Consider the following 19997-nt stretch of genomic DNA (forward strand, 5'->3'; position numbering starts at 1 on the left):
GGAACGAGCACACTGGGCGGCGCCCACTTCGCCTTCACCGACCGGTGGGGCGGAGTGAGCGCCGTTCCGTACGAGGAGCTCAACCTCGGCGGCGCGGTCGGCGACGACCCCGACGCCGTACGCACCAACCGCGAACTGGCCGCCAAGTCCCTGGGACTCGACCCGGCCGGGGTCGTGTGGATGAACCAGGTGCACGGACCCGACGTGGCGGTGGTCGACGAGCCGTGGGGGGACCGGCCCGCACCCGAGGTCGACGCGCTCGTCACGGTCCGGCGCGGCCTCGCCCTCGCCGTACTCACCGCGGACTGCACGCCGGTGCTGCTCGCCGACCCCGTCGCCGGGGTGGTCGCCGCCGCGCACGCCGGGCGGCCCGGCATGGTCGCCGGAGTCGTGCCGGCCGCGGTCGCGGCGATGGCGGAGCTCGGCGCCGAGCCGTCCCGGATCGTCGCCCGCACCGGGCCCGCGGTCTGCGGCCGGTGCTACGAAGTGCCGGACGCCATGCGTGCCGACGTCGCCGCGGCCGAGCCCGCGGCGTACGCCGAGACCAGCTGGGGCACGCCGGCGGTCGACGTGACCGCGGGCGTGCACGCGCAGCTGGAACGGCTCGGGGTGCGCGACCGGGAGCAGTCGCCGGTGTGCACCATCGAATCGGATGACCACTTCTCGTACCGACGGGACCGCACGACCGGGCGGCTCGCCGGCTATGTCTGGCTGGACTGATGGGGCATGACGGACCGTAAGGCGCAACTCGCCGCCAATCTGGCGGAAGTGGAAGAACGCATCACCGCGGCGTGCACGGCGGCGGGGCGCAGGCGGGAGGAGGTGACCCTGATCGTGGTCACCAAGACCTACCCGGCGAGTGATGTGCGGATCCTCTCGGAACTCGGTGTGCGGCACGTCGCCGAGAACCGGGACCAGGACGCGGCACCCAAGGCCGCTCAGTGCCAGGATCTGCCCCTCTCGTGGCATTTTGTCGGTCAGTTGCAGACCAACAAGGTTCGCTCCGTGGTCGGTTATGCCGATGTCGTGCAGTCCGTCGATCGTCCCAAGCTCGTCACAGCTCTGTCGAAGGAAGCGGTCCGGACGGGGCGGGAACTGGGCTGCCTCATCCAGGTCGCGCTCGACGCGGGGGAGAGCGGCCGGGGCGAGCGCGGCGGCGTGGGCCCGGGCGGGATCGAGGAGTTGGGGGACCTCGTCGCGGGCGCCCCCGGGCTCCGGCTCGACGGACTGATGACCGTCGCGCCCCTCACCGGGCCGTACGCGGGCCGCCAACCGGCGGCGTTCGAGCGGCTGATGGATTTGTCGACTGTCCTGCGCGGCGCTCATCCGGCTGCGAACATGGTCTCCGCAGGGATGAGTGCGGACCTCGAGCAGGCCGTGGCCGCCGGAGCGACACATGTACGCGTCGGCACTGCGGTACTCGGCGTCCGCCCCGGGCTCGGGTAACGTCGCCAAGAAGTCGGACCACAGCAGAAAATATGGTCATTCCGCCGATAGGCGGGCAAAACGACCTCGTGGATCGCGGGCACTTGGCAAGTCGTCAGCCGATCCACCACAGAGCGGAGGACTCAGAGCATGGCCGGCGCGATGCGCAAGATGGCGGTCTACCTCGGCCTCGTGGAGGACGATGGGTACGACGGCAGGGGATTCGACCCCGACGACGACTTCGAGCCCGAGCTCGACCCGGAGCCCGAGCGGGACCGCAGGCGGCACGAGCCGTCTCACCAGTCGCACCAGGCACATCAGCCGCAAAGGGACGAACCGGTGCGAGTGGTGCAGCCACCGGTGCAGCGCGACCCCGTGCCGCATTCCGCTTCGCTCGCCGCGGAATCCGGGCGTCCCGCACGAATCGCCCCCGTGGCGTCCATCACACAAGAACGACAGAACATGGAGAAGAACGCACCGGTGATCATGCCCAAGGTCGTGTCCGAGCGGGAGCCGTACCGGATCACCACGCTGCACCCGCGGACCTACAACGAGGCCCGTACCATCGGGGAACACTTCCGTGAGGGCACCCCGGTGATCATGAATCTGACCGAGATGGATGACACGGACGCGAAGCGACTTGTCGACTTTGCGGCCGGTTTGGTGTTTGGTCTTCACGGCAGCATCGAGCGGGTGACGCAGAAGGTGTTCCTGTTGTCGCCTGCTAACGTCGATGTCACGGCGGAGGACAAGGCCCGCATCGCAGAGGGCGGGTTCTTCAACCAGAGCTGAGACGCAGGACCGGACACGGCACGGAACAGGGGAGAGGGACGCACGGATCATGGGCGTGGTTTTGGAGATTCTCTACGTCGCGCTGATGTGCTTCCTCATCGTGCTGATCTTCCGGCTGGTCATGGACTACGTCTTCCAGTTCGCCCGCTCATGGCAACCCGGCAAGGCGATGGTGGTCGTTCTGGAGGCCACCTACACTGTCACCGATCCACCGCTCAAGCTGCTGAGGCGGTTCATTCCGCCACTGCGTCTCGGGGGCGTGGCACTTGACCTGTCCTTCTTCGTACTGATGATCATCGTCTACATCCTGATCACTCTCGTGGGCAATCTCGCGAGGTGACTGTGGACGATACGGTCTTGCCGACTGCCGATGACTACGTTGAGGTGAAGAGATGCCGTTGACCCCCGAGGACGTGCGGAACAAGCAGTTCACGACCGTCCGCCTCCGAGAAGGCTATGACGAGGACGAGGTCGATGCCTTCCTCGACGAGGTCGAAGCCGAACTGACGCGCTTGCTCCGCGAGAACGAGGACCTGCGCGCCAAACTGGCGGCGGCCACGCGCGCGGCTGCGCAGAACCAGCAGCAGGGCATGCGCAAGCCGCCCGAGCAGCAGGACCAGCAGCAGCACCAGCAGCATCAGCAGCAGGGTCCGCCGCAGGGGATGCGCGGTCCGGGTGCTCCCGTGCCCGCCGGCATATCGGGCCCGCCGCAGCAGCAGATGGGTGGCCCCATGGGTGGTCCGCCCCAGCTGCCGAGCGGTGCGCCGCAGTTGCCCGCCGGCCCCAGTGGCCAGGGCGGTCCGCAGGGTCCCGGTCCGATGGGCCAGGGTCCGATGGGCCAGGGTCCCGGTCCGATGCAGGGCCAGATGCAGGGCCAGATGCAGCAGCACATGGGCGGCCCGATGGGCGGTCCCATGGGCAATCACGGCCCGCAGATGCAGCAGCCCGGTCAGGGCCCCGGCGGCGACAGCGCCGCCCGTGTGCTCTCGCTGGCCCAGCAGACCGCCGACCAGGCGATCGCCGAGGCCCGCTCCGAGGCCAACAAGATCGTCGGCGAGGCCCGCAGCCGAGCCGAGGGTCTCGAGCGTGACGCCCGTGCCAAGGCCGACGCGCTGGAGCGGGACGCGCAGGAGAAGCACCGCGTGGCGATGGGCTCCCTGGAGTCCGCTCGCGCCACGCTGGAGCGCAAGGTCGAGGACCTGCGCGGCTTCGAGCGCGAGTACCGCACGCGTCTGAAGTCGTACCTGGAGTCGCAGCTGCGTCAGCTGGAGACCCAGGCCGACGACTCGCTGGCTCCGCCGCGTACGCCGGCGGCCGCGTCGCTGCCGTCGTCGTCCGCGCCCTCCATGGCGCCGGCCGGTGCGAGCGCTCCGGGCTACGGCAACCAGGGCATGGGTGGCAACCAGTCGCAGGCCGGTCCTTCCTACGGCGGTCAGCAGCAGATGTCCCCGGCCATGACGCAGCCGATGGCGCCGGTGCGGCCGCAGGGGCCGTCGCCGATGCAGCAGGCTCCCTCGCCGATGCGTGGCTTCCTGATCGACGAGGACGACAACTGACGGCCTTCCGTACGCCTTAGGCGTCGGCAGCGTCAGGGCGGGGCCCCCGGGTGATTCCGGGGGCCCCGCCCTTTTGTCGTGCCGTGCGGCTGCCTCTTTCGTGCTTGCGGGGCGGGGCGGGGCAGGGACGGCGAAGGCCCGGTGCCACTGTGGATGCGGTGGCACCGGGCCTTTCTCCGTGCCCGGTGCGGGGGTGGGCGTGGGGGTTTCTTCGCCCCCTCCGCCCCTTCCCGTCCCGTTCCCGGGGGCTATGCCCCCGGACCCCCCTTGTCGCGCTGCGCGCTCGTCCTCAAACGCCGGACGGGCTGGATCACCTGCGCCCCGGGCTGTCTCCGGTGCCGGGCGGGCTTCAGGTGGCCTTGCGGAGGTGGAAGGTCAGGGACAGGGGCTCGTCCGTGAAGGCCGGGCCGTAGGTGTCGTCGGGTTCGGCCTGGGCGAAGTCCGTGGCGAGGACCTCGTCCGCGATGAGGGCGGAGTGCTCGGACAGGGCGGCGATGACGGCCGGGTCGGTGGCGGTCCAGCGCAGGGCGATGCGGTCGGCCACGTCGAGGCCGCTGTTCTTGCGGGCCTCCTGGATCAGGCGGATCGCGTCACGGGCGAGGCCCGCGCGGCGGAGTTCCTCGGTGATCTCCAGGTCGAGGGCGACCGTCGCGCCCGAGTCGGAGGCGACGGACCAGCCCTCGCGCGGGGTCTCTGTGATGATCACCTCGTCGGGGGCCAGGGTGACCGTCTCGCCGTCGACCTCGACCGAGGCCGTGCCCTCGCGCAGGGCGAGGGACAGGGCGGCCGCGTCGGCGTTCGCGACGGCCTTCGCGACCGCCTGGACGCCCTTGCCGAAGCGCTTGCCCAGGGCGCGGAAGTTCGCCTTGGCCGTCGTGTCGACCAGCGAGCCGCCCACCTCGGAGAGGGAGGCGAGCGAGCTGACGTTCAGCTCCTCCGTGATCTGCGCGTGCAGTTCCGGGTCGAGGGACGCGAAGCCGGTCGCGGCGACCAGCGCGCGGGACAGCGGCTGACGGGTCTTGACGCCGGACTCCGCGCGCGTGGCACGGCCCAGTTCCACCAGGCGGCGGACGAGGACCATCTGCTTCGACAGCTCCGGGTCGATGGCGGACAGGTCCGCCTCGGGCCAGGACGAGAGGTGCACCGACTCCGGGGCGTCCGGGGCGACCGGGACGACCAGGTCCTGCCAGACCCGCTCGGTGATGAACGGGGTGAGCGGGGCCATCAGGCGCGTGACGGTCTCGATGACCTCGTGCAGGGTGCGCAGGGCCGCCTTGTCGCCCTGCCAGAAGCGGCGACGGGAGCGGCGCACGTACCAGTTGGACAGATCGTCGACGAACGCCGACAGGAGCTTCCCGGCGCGCTGGGTGTCGTACGACTCCAGGGCCTGCGTCACCTGGTCGGTGAGCGCGTGCAGTTCGGACAGCAGCCAGCGGTCGAGGACCGGGCGCTCGGCCGGGGCCGGATCGGCCCCGCTCGGTGCCCAGCCGGAGGTGCGGGCGTACAGGGCCTGGAACGCGACCGTGTTCCAGTACGTGAGGAGGGTCTTGCGGACGACCTCCTGGATCGTGCCGTGGCCCACCCGGCGGGCCGCCCACGGGGAGCCGCCGGCCGCCATGAACCACCGCACCGCGTCGGCTCCGTGCTGGTCCATCAGCGGGATCGGCTGCAGGATGTTGCCCAGGTGCTTGGACATCTTGCGGCCGTCCTCGGCGAGGATGTGGCCGAGGCACACCACGTTCTCGTAGCTGGACTTGTCGAAGACGAGCGTGCCGACCGCCATCAGCGTGTAGAACCAGCCGCGGGTCTGGTCGATGGCCTCCGAGATGAACTGCGCCGGGTAGCGGCTCTCGAACACCTCCTTGTTCTTGAAGGGGTAGCCCCACTGCGCGAACGGCATCGAACCCGAGTCGTACCAGGCGTCGATGACCTCCGGGACGCGGGTCGCCGTCCGGCCGCAGCCGTCCTCGGGGCACGCGAAGGTGACCGCGTCGATGTACGGGCGGTGGGGGTCCAGGCCTGACTGGTCCGTGCCCGTCAGTTCGGAGAGCTCCGCGCGGGAGCCGACGCACGTGAGGTGGCCCTCCTCGCAGGTCCACAGCGGCAGCGGGGTGCCCCAGTAGCGGCTGCGGGAGAGCGCCCAGTCGATGTTGTTGTTCAGCCAGTCGCCGAAGCGGCCGTGCTTGACCGAGTCGGGGAACCAGTTGATCTTCTCGTTCTCCTGGAGGAGACGGTCCTTGACGGCCGTGGTGCGGATGTACCAGGACGGCTGTGCGTAGTACAGGAGCGCGGTGTGGCAGCGCCAGCAGTGCGGGTAGCTGTGCTCGTACGGGATGTGCTTGAAGAGCAGACCGCGCTGCTGGAGGTCCTCGGTGAGCTTTTCGTCCGCCTTCTTGAAGAAGACGCCGCCCACGAGCGGCACGTCCTCCTCGAAGGTGCCGTCCCGCCGGACGGGGTTCACGACGGGCAGGCCGTAGGCGCGGCAGACCTTGAGGTCGTCCTCACCGAAGGCGGGGGACTGGTGGACCAGACCCGTACCGTCCTCGGTGGTCACGTACTCGGCGTTGACCACGTAGTGGGCCGGCTCCGGGAACTCGACGAGCTCGAACGGACGTCGATAGGTCCAGCGCTCCATCTCGGCGCCGGTGAAGGTCTCCCCGGTGGTCTCCCAGCCCTCGCCGAGCGCCTTCTCGACGAGCGGCTCGGCGACGACGAGCCGCTCCTCGCCGTTCGTCGCGACGACGTACGTCACGCCGGGGTGGGCGGCGACCGCGGTGTTGGAGACCAGCGTCCAGGGAGTCGTCGTCCAGACGAGGAGGGCGGCGTCGCCGGCGAGCGGACCGGAGGTGAGCGGGAAACGGACGTACACCGACGGGTCGACGATCGTCTCGTAGCCCTGCGCCAGCTCGTGGTCCGACAGACCCGTCTCGTCGCGCGGGCACCACGGGGCGACGCGGTAGTCCTGGACCAGGAGGCCCTTGTTGAAGATCTCCTTCAGCGACCACCAGACGGAGTCCACGTACTCGGGGTCCATCGTGCGGTACGCGTCGTCGAGGTCGACCCAGTAGCCCATGCGGTTCGTGAGCTCGGTGAAGGCGTCGGTGTGGCGCGTCACGGACTCACGGCACTTGGCGTTGAACTCGGCGATGCCGTACGCCTCGATGTCCTTCTTGCCGTTGAACCCGAGCTCCTTCTCCACCGCGATCTCGACCGGCAGGCCGTGGCAGTCCCAGCCGGCCTTGCGGGCCACGTGGTAGCCGCGCATGGTGCGAAAGCGCGGGAACACGTCCTTGAAGACGCGCGCCTCGATGTGGTGGGCGCCGGGCATGCCGTTGGCGGTGGGCGGGCCCTCGTAGAACACCCACTCGGGTCGGCCCTCGGACTGCTCGAGGCTCTTGGTGAAGATCTTCTGCTCGCGCCAGAAGTCGAGCACGGCGTGCTCGAGGGCGGGCAGGTCGACCTGGGCGGGCACCTGGCGGTACGTCGGCGCTGTCATCAGCGAGCTTCCTCCAACGGACTTTCTGCCTTCCGTCGGAGGGACGAGAGCTCTGTTGCCGTAGCTACGGACGCCGTGTGCGGCGCGCTCCCGCGGTACCACCCTCCTTGGCCCTCCGGTGCGCGGTGTGCACCGGTGAGCCCCCTCATTGGGGTCGCGATGCCGGCTCTACTGGCCCCGTGCGGGGTGTTCTTCCGGCGGCTCCGGGGTGATCTTCACGTCGCGCTGGCCCCCGGGCTTCCACCGTCCCCGGGTCGCTCCTGGCCGCCTACGCCGCTACTCGTCCCCATCCACGCTTTTCGCTCCGCCCAGTGTACGGCGCCGCGGGGACAGCGGCCGACCGCTTTTGCGGGGTCGCGGCCGGTGCCGCGCGGGGCCGCTCCGGGCCGCGGGCTGACCCGAATGGCGCGGCGCCCGGGTCCGGATCCCGGGACGCCGGGATCGGCGGATTACCCGGCGGGGAGCTGGGCACAACGCTTGCAGGCTCGCCGCACGGCATCCGTGGGGCGGGCGAATCGCGGGCGTGCCCCGTTGCCGCGGGCCTGAAGTCGATTTATCGTCCCAGCACGATTCGCGAGCAAGATCACAATATGTGAAGGGGCCGCGGCCATGGTGGCGAAGAAGACCGCCGTACAGCAGTCGGCGTCCGGCAGATCCACGGGTCCGGCGGCCAAGGACGTGGGGGGCCGGAAGCACGCACAGGAGGCACCCGCGGCGCGCGCCGCGGGGAAGGCCGCCGCCACGAAGACGTCCGCGTCGACGACGACGGCATCCAAGGGGTCCGCATCGAAGACGTCCGCCGCGAAGGCGGTCGCCACGGAGACCGCCGCCAGGCGGGCGACCGCCTCGGAGGTGGTGGCGGCCCCCGCGAAGGCGGCCGCGAGGAAGGCTTCCCCGGCGAAGGCCTCCTCGGCGAAAGCTTCCTCCGCGAAGAAGGCCGCCAAGAAGGCCACGGCCGCCGAGGAGGCGGCGGCCGGGAAGACCACGGGCCGGAGGACGGCCGCCTCGGGCAAGGGCACGGAGGCGGCACCGGCCGGGGCGGACGGGACACCCGCGCGGGCGACGGCGGAGCCTGCGTCGGTGAAGGGGCCGGCGAAGACGCCGGTGAAGAGGGCTCCCGCGAAGAGGGCATCCACCGCCGGCGGGAAGAAGGCCTCGGCACGAAAGGCGGTACCGGACGCGCCGGGCCGGGCGGAGGGCGCCGCGGCGCAGGGCGACGAGGAGAACGGCACCACCCGGAGGGCCGGTGCGAGGAGTGCGGCCCCCAGGAGCACCAGCAGGGCCGACAAGGCGGTCGCGTCCGCGGCCGAGGGCGCGGCGGAGGCCGCGAAGAAGACGGGAGCCACGACGGTGGTTGCGAAGAAGACGGCCGGCACGGCCACGGCGGCGAAGAACCCCAGCGCGCTCCCCAAGGCGCGGATCGCCGGGGCGGATCCCGGCGAACTCGCGGTGCGCCCCGGCGAGGACCCCTGGACCCCGGAGGAGGTCGAGGAGGCGCGCGCCGGGCTGGCGTCCGAGTCGGCGCGGCTGAGCGCGGAGATCACGGCCTCCGAGGAGGCCCTGGTCGGCCTGATGCGGGACTCCGGCGACGGGGCCGGTGACGACGAGGCCGACACCGGCACCAAGAACATCACCCGTGAGCACGAGATGTCCCTCGCGGCCAACGCGCGCGAGATGCTCGACCAGACCGAGCGCGCCCTCAGCCGTCTCGAAGCGGGCACCTACGGGCTGTGCGAGAACTGCGGCAACGCCATCGGCAAGGCGCGGATGCAGGCCTTCCCGCGGGCCACTCTGTGCGTCGAGTGCAAGCAGAAGCAGGAGCGCCGTTACTGACCGTCCTGAGCACGTGTCCGGGCAGGCACGTGCCGTACTCTCTCCTCAGTCAGGCACCTAGGTTGAGGGACTCACGTGGCAGAGGCGGAGCGCATCATCGGTACGCCGGAAACCCCCAGCGCGTCGGGGGCCGAGCCGGAGCGGTCCGAGGGGCACGCGGCGCCGGGGGAGCGGTCCGGCTCCGACGGGGCGCGGGTCCCGGCCGACCGGTCCGGCGCGGGCTCCGCGGCGCCGGCCGAGGGCGCGGGCGAGAGCGCCCCGGACGGGGCGGCGGACGGGCCCGCGCGGCCCGGGGGCAGGCGCCGGATCGCGGTCCTGTTCACCGTGGCCGCGCTGGCGTACGCCCTCGACCTCGTCAGCAAGATGCTGGTCGTCGCGAAGCTGGAGCACCACGCGCCGATCGAGGTCGTCGGGGACTGGCTCAAGTTCGAGGCGATCCGCAACGCGGGCGCGGCCTTCGGCTTCGGTGAGGCCTTCACCATCATCTTCACCGTGATCGCGGCGGCCGTGATCGTGGTCATCGCCCGGCTCGCGCGCAAGCTCTACAGCGTGCCGTGGGCGATCGCGCTCGGCCTGCTGCTGGGCGGCGCGCTGGGCAACCTGACCGACCGGATCTTCCGGGCGCCCGGCGTCTTCGAGGGTGCGGTCGTCGACTTCATCGCGCCGAAGCACTTCGCGGTCTTCAACCTCGCCGACTCGGCGATCGTCTGCGGCGGCATCCTGATCGTGCTGCTGTCCTTCCGCGGGCTCGACCCCGACGGGACCGTCCACAAGGACTGACGGCGCTCCCCTCCACGGGCACTGGCGTTCGGGTTCTGGTCAGGCGGTGCCGGACCCGTCCGGCATACTCGACGGGTGAGCACGATTCCCGAGATCCGTACCCTGCCCGTGCCGGACGGCCTGGAGGGCGAGCGCGTCGACGCCGCCATCTCCCGCATGTTCGGCTTCTCCCGTACCAAGGCGGCCGAGCTGGCCGCGGCAGGCAAGGTGCTGGTCGACGGCACGGTGGTCGGCAAGTCCGAACGGGTGCACGGCGGCGCCTGGCTCGAGGTGGAGATGCCCCAGGCACCCGCCCCCGTGCAGGTGGTCGCCGAGCCCGTCGAGGGCATGGAGATCGTGCACGACGACGACGACGTGCTCGTGATCGTCAAGCCCGTCGGTGTGGCCGCCCACCCCAGTCCCGGCTGGTCGGGGCCGACCGTGATCGGCGGGCTCGCCGCCGCCGGGTACCGCATCTCGACCTCGGGTGCCGCCGAGCGCCAGGGCATCGTGCACCGCCTCGACGTGGGCACGTCGGGCCTGATGGTCGTCGCCAAGTCGGAGTACGCGTACACGTCGCTCAAGCGCCAGTTCAAGGAGCGCACGGTCGACAAGCGCTACCACACGCTGGTCCAGGGACACCCGGACCCGACGAGCGGCACCATCGACGCCCCCATCGGCCGGCACCCCAACCACGACTACAAGTGGGCGGTGACCGCCGAGGGCAAGGACTCCGTCACGCACTACGACCTGGTCGAGGCGTTCCGGGCGGCGTCGCTGCTCGACGTCAAGCTGGAGACCGGCCGCACCCACCAGATCCGCGTCCACATGGCCGCCCACCGCCACCCCTGCGTCGGCGACCTGACCTACGGCGCCGACCCGACGCTCGCCAAGCGGCTGGGCCTCACCCGGCAGTGGCTGCACGCCGTGCGGCTCGGCTTCGAGCACCCCGGTGACGGGCAGTGGGTGGAGTTCGGGAGCGAGTACCCGCAGGACCTCCAGCAGGCGCTGGACAAGGTGCGGGAGGAAAGCTACGCATGACCGCCGCCTACGTGGTGCGTGTCGCGGAGGACGCCGCCGACCGTGAAGCGTGCTTCGCGGTCCGCAAGGAGGTCTTCGTCGTCGAGCAGCGGGTCCCCCAGGACATCGAGTACGACGCGTACGACGCCGGTGCGCTGCACGTCCTGGCGGTCCGCGACGACGGCGTGCCGCTCGGCACCGGCCGGCTCCTGCACGGCGCGGCGGCCGCCGCCAAGACGGGCGGCGACGCGGGTGTCGGCTCCCTGGGGCGGCTCGCGGTGACGCGGGAGGCACGCGGCCTCGGCGTCGGAGCGGCGCTGGTGCGTGCCATCGAGGACGCGGCACGCGCGCGTGGACTGACCGCGGTGGACCTGCACGCGCAGACCCACGCGCTGGGCTTCTACGAGCGGCTCGGCTACGTCGCGTACGGGCCCGAGTTCCAGGACGCCGGGATTCCGCACCGGTCGATGCGGCGCTCCCTGTAGCGGTGGCCGACTGCGTTCCCGGGGCGGAGCGGTGGCCTACGGCGTGACCCTTCCGGACCCCTGCCGTCGCGGCGTGAGGATTCGGCACGTGGCACGCTGGACGTCTGGCCGTTCTTGATCGTCTAGACCGTCGGAGCGCTGAGAACCGTGGATCAGTTGGCCCTGTTGTTCGTGCTGCTGCTCGGGGCCGTGGTGAGCGTCCCGGTCGGCGAACGGTTCGGGCTGCCCGCGCCGATCCTGATGACGCTCCTCGGGATCGTGCTGGCGCTGCTCGACTTCGTCCCGAACGTGGACATCCCGCCCGACCTGATCCTGCCCGCGCTGCTGCCGCCGCTGCTCTACGCCGCGGTGCGGCGCACCTCGTGGAGACAGTTCGCCGCCAACAAGCGGCCGATCTTCCTGCTGGCCGTGGCGCTGGTGTTCGTCACGACCGTGGTGGTGGCCGTGGTCGCGGGCGCCATCGTGCCCGGGCTGCCGATCGCCGCCGCCGTCGCGCTCGGCGCCCTGGTCGCCCCGCCCGACCCGGTGGCGGCGACCGCGGTCGCGGGACAGCTGGGCCTGCCCCGCAGGCTGGTGTCGATACTGGAGGGCGAGGGCCTGTTCAACGACGTGACGGCCATCGTGCTGTACCACGTCGCGATCGCCGCCGCCGTCAGCGGAACGTTCTCCCTGCCGGGCGCCGCCCTCGACCTGGTGCTGTCCGCGGTGGTCGCCCTCGTCGTCGGAGTGGCGCTCGGCTGGGGCGCCAACAAGCTGATGGACCTGCTGGGCGACCCCACCCTGCAGATCGGCCTGACGCTGCTGGTGCCGTACGCCTCCTACGTCCTGGCCGAGGAGCTGCACGGGTCCGGGGTGCTCGCCGTGCTGACGACCGCGCTGTTCCTCGCCGAGTACTCCACCGACGCCGACGACGTGATGGCCCGGCTGGCCGGGCACACCGTCTGGGACGTGGTGGACACGCTGGTCACCGGTGTCGCGTTCGGCCTCATCGGGCTGGAGCTGCACAACGCCGTCCGCACCGCCGAGGGGCGCTGGGGCGAGATGCTGGGCTGGGCCGCGGCCGTCGTGGTCGTCGTCGTCCTCGTCCGGCTGTTCTGGCTGCTGCCGGCGACCTGGCTGACCAAGCGGTTGCACGCGAAGCGGGACTACGACGAGGACATCCCGACCTCCTGGCGCGAGACCGTGGTGATGTGGTGGTCGGGGATGCGCGGGGTGGCCTCGGTCGCCCTGGCGCTGGCGATCCCGCTGAAGATGGACGACGGCTCGCCTTTCCCCAACCGGGACGAGATCATCTTCATCGCCTTCGGGGTCATCATGGCCACGCTCGTGCTCCAGGGGCTCACCCTGCCGTTCCTGGTCAGGAAGCTCGGGGTGCGCCCCGACACCGACAGCGAGAAGGAGTTCGAGAAGGGGCTGGCGATCCGCGCGGCCAAGGCCGCGAAGCGCAGGCTCAAGGAGATCGAGGAGGTGGAGGAGCTGCCGGAGGACCTGTCCGAGCAGTTGCTGCGCCGGGCCTTCGACATCGGGCTGCGGATCAGTCCCGAACTGGGCGACGACGAGCGGCGCGAGGCGCACGCCCAGCGGGCCCGGCGGATCAAGAAGGTGCGCCGGATCCAGGCGGAGATGATGAGCGCGGCGCGGCACGAGGTGCTGTCCGCGCGCAGTGAGCCGGGGGCCGACCCGGAGATCGTGGACCGGGTGCTGCGCCATCTGGACGTGCGCAGCCTGCGGTGAGCGGGACGCGGCTGTGGACGGGCACGGCCTGTGGTTGGCATGTCGCGGCACCGGACGTGCGCGGCCCGCGGTGAGCGGGGGTGTCGCCGTGTGCGCCCGGTCCACCGGCGGGCGACGTGGAACGGGGCCCGGCGGCCACGGGGTCGAGCTGTGGTCACCGGGCCCCGCCGTCGGGAGCAGCTGAGTGCCGCCGCTGGGGGGTCAGCCGCGGCCGGTCCGCGGTGTCTCGTGGATCCGCCGGGGTGCCCCCTCGAAGGGCGACCGCCCGTTCCTCCTGCCCGACGGCAGCAGCACCGCGTCGGCCGTGTTGACGCGGGGCAGCGCGTAGGGGTGCTCGGCGGCCAGCCAGCGGATCATCTGCTCGCGCACCGTGACCCGCACCGTCCATATGTCGTCCGCGTCCTTCGCGGTCGCGAGGGCGCGGACCTGGATGGTGCTGGGGGTCGTGTCGGTGACGGCGAGACCCCAGTCGCGGCCGTCCCAGGCGGGGCACTCCCGGAGGATGTCGCGGAGCTTGTCGCGCATCTGGGACACGGGGGCGGTGTGGTCGAGGTGGAAGAAGACGATGCCGGTCATCTGGGCGCTGCCGCGCGACCAGTTCTCGAAGGGCTTCGAGGTGAAATACGACACGGGCATCGTGATCCGGCGCTCGTCCCAGGTCCGTACCGTCAGGAACGTGAGCGTGATCTCGTCGATCACGCCCCACTCGCCGTCCACCACGACCGTGTCGCCGAGCCGGACCATGTCGCCGAAGGCGATCTGCAGACCCGCGAAGAGGTTGCTCAGGGTGGACTGGGCGGCTACACCGGCGACGATGCCGAGGATTCCGGCCGAGGCCAGCAGGGAGGCGCCGGCCGCCCGCATCGCCGGGAAGGTGAGCAGCATCGCACCGGCCGCCATCACCCCGACGATCGCGGTGACCACGCGCTGGATCAGGGACACCTGGGTGCGCACCCGGCGGACCCGGGCGGGATCGCGGTGGGCGTTCGCGTAGCGGGTGTACGAGGTCTCGACGATCGCCGCCGCGATGCGCACCACCAGCCAGGCGGCCGAGCCGATGAGGACCAGGGTCAGGGCGCGGCCGATGACGACCCGGTGGTCCCGGAACAGCTCGACCTGGTCGTACGCCCCTCTGAGCAGGGCCGCGCACAGGACGAGCTGGAAGGGGACCCGGCCGCGGCGCAGCAGTCCCCACATCGGGGTTTCGTGGTGCCGGGCGTCGGTGCGTCGCAACAACTGGTCGACGGCCCAGCCGGCGACCAGAGTGAGGACGACCGAGCCGCCGACGATGATCAGCGGACGCAGTACGTTCTCCATGCCTGCGCGCCTAACCGGCTGAGGCGACCTGAACCTGTGATCTCGGGTACGCCCCCGGCCGTCACTGTCGGTGCGGGCTGGCACGATGGCCTCATGAACATCATGCTCTTTCACTCGGCCTACGGGCCGCGCCCCGCGGTGCGTGCGGCGGCGGAGCGGCTGCGTGCGGCGGGACACGAGGTGTGGACGCCCGATCTCTTCGAGGGGCGCACCTTCGAGACCGTCGAGGAGGGCATGGCCTTCAAGGACGAGATCGGCAAGGACGAACTGCTGAAGCGGGCGATCCTGGCGGCCGCCCCCTATTCGGAGCGGGGGCTGGTGTACGCGGGTTTCTCGTTCGGTGCCTCCGTCGCGCAGACCCTGGCCCTCGGCGACGACAAGGCCCGCGGGCTGCTGCTCCTGCACGGCACCTCCGACATCGCGGAGAGCGCCTCGGTGGACGAGCTGCCGGTCCAGCTGCACGTCGCGGAGCCCGACGCGTTCGAGACGGACGACTGGCTGAGCGCGTGGTACCTGCGGATGCAGCGCGTCGGCGCCGACGTGGAGATCTACCGGTACGCCGGTGCCGGGCACCTCTACACGGACCCCGGCCTGCCGGATTACGACGCGGAGGCGGCCGAGGCCACCTGGAAGGTGGCACTCGGCTTCCTCGACTCGCTCTGAGGGCCGGGGAGTGATCTCGGACACTCCCCGCGGGGCTCAGCCGGCGGCCCGGTAGGCGGCCCAGCTCTGCTGCATGCGCGTCACCTGGCCCGAGGTGAACTGGTACATGCAGGCGTCGTACGTGTAGTCCATGAAGTTGTGGATCGGGTCGACGCCCGACTTGCTGGTGCAGGTGTCACGCCCGGTCGGGCACTCGTAGGCGGCGCTCTTCTCGGCCGGGGTGTCGGTGACGTAGTCGCCGTTGCCGTTGCAGCCGCCCTGGAAGGTGTGGTAGAGCCCCATCCAGTGGCCGACCTCGTGCGTGGCGGTGTCGCCCTCGTCGTAGTGCGTGGCCGAGCCGCCGGGCAGTGAGGTGTCGAGGACGACCACGCCGTCCATGGTGGGGCTGGACTTGTAGCTGCTCGGGAAGGTGGCCCAGCCGAGCAGCCCGCCGCCGAGGTTGGCGGTGTAGATGTTGAGGGCGTTCGCGCCGCCCTTGCGGAGGGCGGTCTTCATGGCCTTCTCCGCCGTCGAGCCCGAACTGAGGTTGTACCAGGCCGCGTTGTTCGTGTAGTCGGTGCCGGCCAGTGTGAACTGGTAACCCGAGTCGGTGTTGCCGGTGCCCTGGCCCGCGTAGGCCGCGTTCAGCACGTTCAGCTGGCTGCTGATCTGGGCCGAGCTGAGCTGGCCGGTGGCGCCGTCGTGGATGACGTGGAAGTACACCGGGATGGTGGCCGTGGCGGCCGCGGCGGACAGCCGCCCGCCGCTCGCGCGCAGCTTGTCGAGCTTCTTGTGCAGGTCGGCGTCCATCGCCTGGGCCTTGGCCTGGGTGAGCTCGTTGGGCTCGGCCGCGTGCTGACCGGCCTTGGGGCGGGCCTCCCGGGCGACGGAGCTCGCCCCGTCGGCGCAGTCGGTGGCCGGAGCCGTGGCCGCCGCGACGCCGGTGGGCGCGGAGAGGGGAGCGAGCATGAGCGTTCCGGCCATGACGGCCGTGCCGAGAAGGCGTCTGCGCACAAGGGGGGATATTCGGGCAAGCGCACGCATGCTGACTCCTAGCGGATGCGGTGGGGAGGGCCTTTTTTTGGCCGCCGCCGGGAGATTACGTGGACATGATGAATCTTGAAGAGAAACGTTCCGGCCCAATCAAACGTCAGGCGAACACGGGCAATTGGGAGAAGAAATTCGGTCCCGGGCGCCGAGTTTGAGACCACGGCGTAACGAGCGCGGTGACCACGGCGGGTGGTGTGTCCGGATTCGGACCGGGCGTGGCGCCACCCGCCGTAGTGGCGTGATCTTCCGTTAACAGACCGGGGGTGAAGTGTCGGTGGCCGAAAATCGCCCCCGGTCCGCAGGTGCTGCCGGGCTAACGCACGGGCGCGTACACCCGCTCGACCTTCTGCGTACCGCTGCGGGTGCGGTACGAACGGGCCCAGGACGAGGTCGCGTCCGGGTCCCTGCGGTCGGAGAGCACGTAGTAGTCCATCTGCGCGCGGTCCGCGGTGATGTCCAGGACGCCGTAGCCGTGGCGGTCCGTGTCGACCCAGTGGACATGCCGGTTGGCGGCGCGGATCAGCGGCGAGGCCACCGTCGACACGGTGCCCTCGGGCACCTTGACGATGTCGTCGAGGTTGTCGGACGTGACCGAGGTGACGACGAACTCCGTGGCGGCCGAGGGCGACAGCGGATACGTGCCGGCGTCGACCGGCACGTCGTTGGCCCACGCCATGTGGATGTCGCCGGTCAGGAAGACGGTGTTGCGGATCGCGTTGGCGCGCAGGTGGGCGAGCAGTTCCCGGCGGTCGTCCGTGTAGCCGTCCCACTGGTCGGTGTTGAGGGCGATCCCCTCCTGCGGCAGCCCGAGCAGCTTGGCGAGCGGCTTGAGCAGGTCGGCCGGGAGGGAGCCCACCGCGAACGGCGAGATCATCACGGAGTTGCCGACCAGCCGCCAGGTGGCGTCCGAGGCCCGCAGGCCCGCCTTGAGCCAGTCCAGTTGCGCCCGGCCGGTCAGCGTACGGTCCGGGTCGTCCACCGCGCCGCTGCCCGAGGACGCCTGCTGCGAGCGGAAGCTGCGCAGGTCGAGCAGCGAGAGGTCGGCCAGCTTGCCGAAGCGCAGCCGGCGGTAGGTGGTGCCCTCGATCGCCGGACGGACCGGCATCCACTCGAAGTACGCCTGCTTCGCGGCCTGCTGGCGGGCGGACCAGGCGCCCTCGGCGCCCTCGGTGTGGTTCACCGCCCCGCCCGGCCAGGCGTTGTCGGCGAACTCGTGGTCGTCCCAGATCGCCACGACCGGCGCCGCGTGGTGCAGGGCCTGCAGATCGGGGTCGGTCTTGTAACGCCCGTGCCGGGTGCGGTAGTCGGCGAGGGTGAGGATCTCGTTCGCCGGGGCGTGCGGCCGCACGACCGTGCCGCGCGCCGCGTACTCGCCGGACTTGTACTCGTAGATGTAGTCGCCCAGGTGCAGCCAGGCGTCCAGGTCGCCGCGCGCGGCCAGGTGCCGGTACGGCGAGAAGTAGCCCGCCTCCCAGTTGGCGCAGGAGACCACGCCGAAGCGCAGACCGGCCACCCCCGCGTCGGCGGCCGGGGCGGTACGGGTGCGGGCGGCGGGGGAGTCGGTGCCGCCGCAGGAGAAGCGGAACCAGTAGTCGGTGGCCGGGCGCAGGCCGCGGATGTCCGCCTTGACGGTGTGGTCGGAGGCGGCCGAGGCGGTGGTGGACCCCTTGGCGACGACCGTGCCGAACGCCTTGTCCTCGGCGACGGTCCAGGAGACCTCGACGTCGGGGCCGAGCCCCGAACCGGGTATCGCCTCGGACGTGGGGGTCACCCGGGTCCACAGCAGGATCCCGTCGGGCAGCGGGTCGCCGGAGGCGACGCCGTGCAGGAATGCCGGGGTCCCCGCGGCGGCCCGGGCCGGGAGCGTGGCGGCGAGCGGAGCCGCGAGGACGGCGGTGGCCGCCGCGGCCTTGACGACCGTACGGCGGCGGGGGGCGCGCAACTCGGCGACGCCCGTGGTGTCTTGCGACTCGATGGATCTGTATCGACTGGTCACGGACGATCAGATTACTGACCGGTACGCGAAAGAGCGGACGAACTGTCGAAAGTTCGCCCGCTCTTGGCTGCCGGTACGTCAGGCCTTGAGCGCCTTGTCGATCGCCGTCCGGTACTCGGCGACGGTCATCGGCGCGGTCTTGCCGTCCGAGCCGACCACCTCCTTGCCGTCCATCTTCAGCGTCGGCGTCGCGGAGACACCGCTCTTGTCGAACGTGGCCGACATCTCCAGCGCCCACTTGTCGTAGGTGCCGTCCTTCACCGCCTTCTGGAACGCCTTGTTGTCCTTGAGGGCGTCCACGGTGTCGGCGACCTTGATCAGGTACGCGTCGTCCTTGAACTTGTCGTCCGTCTCCTCGGGGTGGTACTTCGCCGAGTAGAGGGCGGTCTTGTACTCCAGGAAGGCGTCGCTGCTCACGTTCAGGGCGGCGCCCATGGCACTGAGCGCGTTCCTGGAGCCCTCGCCCGGGGAGCCGTTGTCGATGAACGTGGCGCCGATGTACCGGATCTTGTACTTGCCGTCCTCGACGTCCTTGTCGACGGTCGCGCCGACGGCCTGCTCGAAGCTCGCGCAGACCGGGCAGCGCGGGTCCTCGTACATCTCCAGGGTCTTCTCGGCACCGCTCTTGCCGATGACGACGGTCGTGCCCTTCGCGCCGGTCGTGTGGGCCGGCTTGACGAGCCTGTCGTCCTTGGCGGCCTCCCAGTAGCCGGGCTTGTTGTTCTGCACCACGGTGTACCCGATGCCGCCGGCTATCGCGAGGACACCGACGACCGAGCAGGCCACGACGACCTGCCGCTTGACCTTGGCGCGCCTGGCCTCGCGCTCGCGCTCCTGGCGCAGCCGCTCACGGGCCGCCATCTTCGACGCCTGGCTGTTCCGCTTGCTCATAGTGGTGATCTCCCTGGGGGACGCGCACACGTCGTGCGCGGAATACGTCGGGGGGACTGCTGGTGCTCAGGCCGGTGCCCCGGGTTCCGCCGGGCTCCTGCCGGGCTCCTGCTCAGGCGGGAACGGCGGAGCGGGGCGGTCCCCGGCGTCCCAGGGAGTGCACGAACAGGGAGGTCCGGGCGGCGGCGGCCCGGCGGACCGGACGCGGCGGCCTGCGCACCGGAGCGAGCCGTACCCGCACGGCGGCGACGCCGAGCAGCAGGGGCCGGAAGGTGGCGGCGCCTACCGCGCGCAGCAGCTGAGCCAGGGCCCGCTCGCCGCGCCGCAGCCAGGCCGCGGCCAGCAGCCCGACGCCCACGTGCGCACCGAGCAGCAGCCAGGCGGCCCCCGGGTCGGCGTGCGCGAGCAGGGCCGCCGCGGAGCCGCCGTGGCCCGCGGTCACGCGGGCGAGCGGGGCGCCGACGTCGGTGCCGCCGCACAGCACGTCGAGGCCGACCGAGCGCAGCGGACCGGCGACCGGGCCGCCCGCCCGGCCGTAACAGACGTGCTGGCCCGTGGTGAAAACCGTGTCGGCGGCCAGCTCCAGCGGGATCAGCAGGGCGGCGATCCGGCCGAAGCCGCGCTCGCGGCCCGCGAGCGCGTACGAGACGGTGAAGACCGCGGCGGCGATCGCGGCCACCGTGCTCAGCGGCAGCGGAAGCCGGGACAGCAGCACGTGCGACGCCGTCGAGAGCGTCACGACGACGGCCGTGAACAGAGCCGCGCGAAGGGCTCTGAGCCGGGTCCCGGATATGTCCATAGCGCTGGAGAGTGTCCCACGGGCCGCCATAAGAGCCCCCTAAAGGGTTCCTGTGTGTCACCCGAGCGTTGTGGCGGGCGCGGGGCCCCGGGCCCCCCCCCCCGCCGGGGGGGCCCCCCCCGGGGGGGGGGGGGGGGCGGGCCGGCCCCCCCCCCCCGGGGGGGGCGCCCCCCCCCCCCCGGGGGTGGGGGCCCGCGGGGCG

17 protein-coding genes are annotated in these 19997 nt (G+C 71.4%); 11 read left to right on the plus strand and 6 right to left on the minus strand.

Annotated elements, in window-relative coordinates; genetic code table 11:
• The first annotated feature begins 12 nt into the window (after positions 1–12).
• The 5 genes from pgeF to ACFYP4_RS33640 all read left to right on the plus strand — a co-directional run bounded on the left by pgeF (position 13) and on the right by ACFYP4_RS33640 (position 3773).
• Entirely contained in the window at positions 13–720 is a 708-nt protein-coding gene (pgeF, locus tag ACFYP4_RS33620) for a peptidoglycan editing factor PgeF (RefSeq protein ID WP_388790675.1), read from the plus strand.
• A gap of 6 nt (positions 721–726) precedes the next feature.
• Positions 727–1446 (plus strand): YggS family pyridoxal phosphate-dependent enzyme, encoded by a 720-nt coding sequence (locus ACFYP4_RS33625; RefSeq protein WP_358855319.1) that lies wholly within the window; start codon positions 727–729, stop codon positions 1444–1446.
• Between the two features lie 129 nt (positions 1447–1575).
• On the plus strand, positions 1576–2217 hold the full coding sequence (locus ACFYP4_RS33630; protein WP_358855320.1) for a cell division protein SepF: 642 nt from the start codon (positions 1576–1578) through the stop codon (positions 2215–2217).
• 49 nt (positions 2218–2266) lie between these two features.
• Positions 2267–2557, plus strand: a complete 291-nt coding sequence (locus tag ACFYP4_RS33635; protein WP_121403530.1) for a YggT family protein — start codon at positions 2267–2269, stop codon at positions 2555–2557.
• 52 nt (positions 2558–2609) lie between these two features.
• Positions 2610–3773, plus strand: coding sequence for a DivIVA domain-containing protein (locus ACFYP4_RS33640; RefSeq protein WP_358855321.1), 1164 nt, complete (start codon positions 2610–2612; stop codon positions 3771–3773).
• A 349-nt stretch (positions 3774–4122) separates the two neighbouring features.
• Here ACFYP4_RS33640 and ileS read toward each other — a convergent pair whose 3' ends face one another.
• Complete coding sequence (gene ileS, locus ACFYP4_RS33645; protein ID WP_388790658.1) at positions 4123–7269, minus strand: isoleucine--tRNA ligase; 3147 nt, start codon at positions 7267–7269, stop codon at positions 4123–4125.
• Positions 7270–7878: 609 nt separating this feature from the next.
• Between ileS and ACFYP4_RS33650 the strand changes: the two genes are divergently transcribed.
• The 5 genes from ACFYP4_RS33650 (at position 7879) to ACFYP4_RS33670 (ending at position 13100) form a co-directional block, all read left to right on the plus strand.
• Positions 7879–9102, plus strand: coding sequence for a TraR/DksA C4-type zinc finger protein (locus ACFYP4_RS33650; protein ID WP_388790662.1), 1224 nt, complete (start codon positions 7879–7881; stop codon positions 9100–9102).
• A gap of 75 nt (positions 9103–9177) precedes the next feature.
• On the plus strand, positions 9178–9882 hold the full coding sequence (gene lspA / locus ACFYP4_RS33655) for a signal peptidase II (RefSeq protein ID WP_358855661.1): 705 nt from the start codon (positions 9178–9180) through the stop codon (positions 9880–9882).
• Between the two features lie 75 nt (positions 9883–9957).
• On the plus strand, positions 9958–10902 hold the full coding sequence (locus ACFYP4_RS33660; protein WP_358855662.1) for an RluA family pseudouridine synthase: 945 nt from the start codon (positions 9958–9960) through the stop codon (positions 10900–10902).
• Positions 10899–11366 carry a GNAT family N-acetyltransferase gene (locus ACFYP4_RS33665; RefSeq protein WP_358855663.1) on the plus strand — a complete coding sequence of 156 codons (468 nt, stop codon included), beginning with the start codon at positions 10899–10901 and terminating at the stop codon, positions 11364–11366. The genes ACFYP4_RS33660 and ACFYP4_RS33665 overlap by 4 nt, the downstream gene beginning before the upstream one ends.
• A 147-nt stretch (positions 11367–11513) precedes the next feature.
• A complete protein-coding gene (locus ACFYP4_RS33670; protein WP_358855664.1) occupies positions 11514–13100 on the plus strand; it encodes a Na+/H+ antiporter in 1587 nt (528 codons plus the stop codon).
• A gap of 201 nt (positions 13101–13301) precedes the next feature.
• Here the strand turns inward: ACFYP4_RS33670 and ACFYP4_RS33675 are convergent, their stop codons facing one another.
• Complete coding sequence (locus tag ACFYP4_RS33675; RefSeq protein WP_388790666.1) at positions 13302–14417, minus strand: mechanosensitive ion channel family protein; 1116 nt, start codon at positions 14415–14417, stop codon at positions 13302–13304.
• A gap of 93 nt (positions 14418–14510) precedes the next feature.
• On the opposite strand from ACFYP4_RS33675, the gene ACFYP4_RS33680 reads away from it, so the two are divergent.
• Positions 14511–15080 carry a dienelactone hydrolase family protein gene (locus ACFYP4_RS33680; RefSeq protein WP_358855666.1) on the plus strand — a complete coding sequence of 190 codons (570 nt, stop codon included), beginning with the start codon at positions 14511–14513 and terminating at the stop codon, positions 15078–15080.
• A gap of 36 nt (positions 15081–15116) precedes the next feature.
• On the opposite strand, the gene ACFYP4_RS33685 is transcribed toward ACFYP4_RS33680, so the two are convergent.
• The 4 genes from ACFYP4_RS33685 to ACFYP4_RS33700 all read right to left on the minus strand — a co-directional run bounded on the left by ACFYP4_RS33685 (position 15117) and on the right by ACFYP4_RS33700 (position 19795).
• Entirely contained in the window at positions 15117–16103 is a 987-nt protein-coding gene (locus ACFYP4_RS33685; RefSeq protein WP_358855667.1) for a zinc metalloprotease, read from the minus strand.
• Positions 16104–16422: 319 nt separating this feature from the next.
• On the minus strand, positions 16423–18105 hold the full coding sequence (locus tag ACFYP4_RS33690) for an alkaline phosphatase D family protein (RefSeq protein WP_358855668.1): 1683 nt from the start codon (positions 18103–18105) through the stop codon (positions 16423–16425).
• A 78-nt stretch (positions 18106–18183) separates the two neighbouring features.
• Positions 18184–18996 (minus strand): DsbA family protein, encoded by an 813-nt coding sequence (locus ACFYP4_RS33695; protein ID WP_388790671.1) that lies wholly within the window; start codon positions 18994–18996, stop codon positions 18184–18186.
• A gap of 112 nt (positions 18997–19108) precedes the next feature.
• Positions 19109–19795: a hypothetical protein gene (locus ACFYP4_RS33700; RefSeq protein WP_358855670.1), complete on the minus strand. Its 687-nt coding sequence runs from the start codon at positions 19793–19795 to the stop codon at positions 19109–19111.
• Positions 19796–19997: the final 202 nt, after the last annotated feature.

Origin of the sequence: Streptomyces sp. NPDC005551 (assembly GCF_042871785.1) — a bacterium.
Taxonomy (GTDB): Bacteria; Actinomycetota; Actinomycetes; order Streptomycetales; family Streptomycetaceae; genus Streptomyces.

Bases quoted from the DNA above. Each gene is read 5' to 3' on its own strand.
- ACFYP4_RS33625 (WP_358855319.1), top strand. From the start codon at position 727: ATGACGGACCGTAAGGCGCAACTCGCCGCCAATCTGGCGGAAGTGGAA.
- ACFYP4_RS33630 (WP_358855320.1), top strand. From the start codon at position 1,576: ATGGCCGGCGCGATGCGCAAGATGGCGGTCTACCTCGGCCTCGTGGAG.
- ACFYP4_RS33635 (WP_121403530.1), top strand. From the start codon at position 2,267: ATGGGCGTGGTTTTGGAGATTCTCTACGTCGCGCTGATGTGCTTCCTC.
- ACFYP4_RS33640 (WP_358855321.1), top strand. From the start codon at position 2,610: ATGCCGTTGACCCCCGAGGACGTGCGGAACAAGCAGTTCACGACCGTC.
- ileS (WP_388790658.1), bottom strand. From the start codon at position 7,269: ATGACAGCGCCGACGTACCGCCAGGTGCCCGCCCAGGTCGACCTGCCC.
- ACFYP4_RS33650 (WP_388790662.1), top strand. From the start codon at position 7,879: ATGGTGGCGAAGAAGACCGCCGTACAGCAGTCGGCGTCCGGCAGATCC.
- ACFYP4_RS33665 (WP_358855663.1), top strand. From the start codon at position 10,899: ATGACCGCCGCCTACGTGGTGCGTGTCGCGGAGGACGCCGCCGACCGT.
- ACFYP4_RS33675 (WP_388790666.1), bottom strand. From the start codon at position 14,417: ATGGAGAACGTACTGCGTCCGCTGATCATCGTCGGCGGCTCGGTCGTC.
- ACFYP4_RS33680 (WP_358855666.1), top strand. From the start codon at position 14,511: ATGAACATCATGCTCTTTCACTCGGCCTACGGGCCGCGCCCCGCGGTG.
- ACFYP4_RS33685 (WP_358855667.1), bottom strand. From the start codon at position 16,103: ATGCGTGCGCTTGCCCGAATATCCCCCCTTGTGCGCAGACGCCTTCTC.
- ACFYP4_RS33695 (WP_388790671.1), bottom strand. From the start codon at position 18,996: ATGAGCAAGCGGAACAGCCAGGCGTCGAAGATGGCGGCCCGTGAGCGG.
- ACFYP4_RS33700 (WP_358855670.1), bottom strand. From the start codon at position 19,795: ATGGACATATCCGGGACCCGGCTCAGAGCCCTTCGCGCGGCTCTGTTC.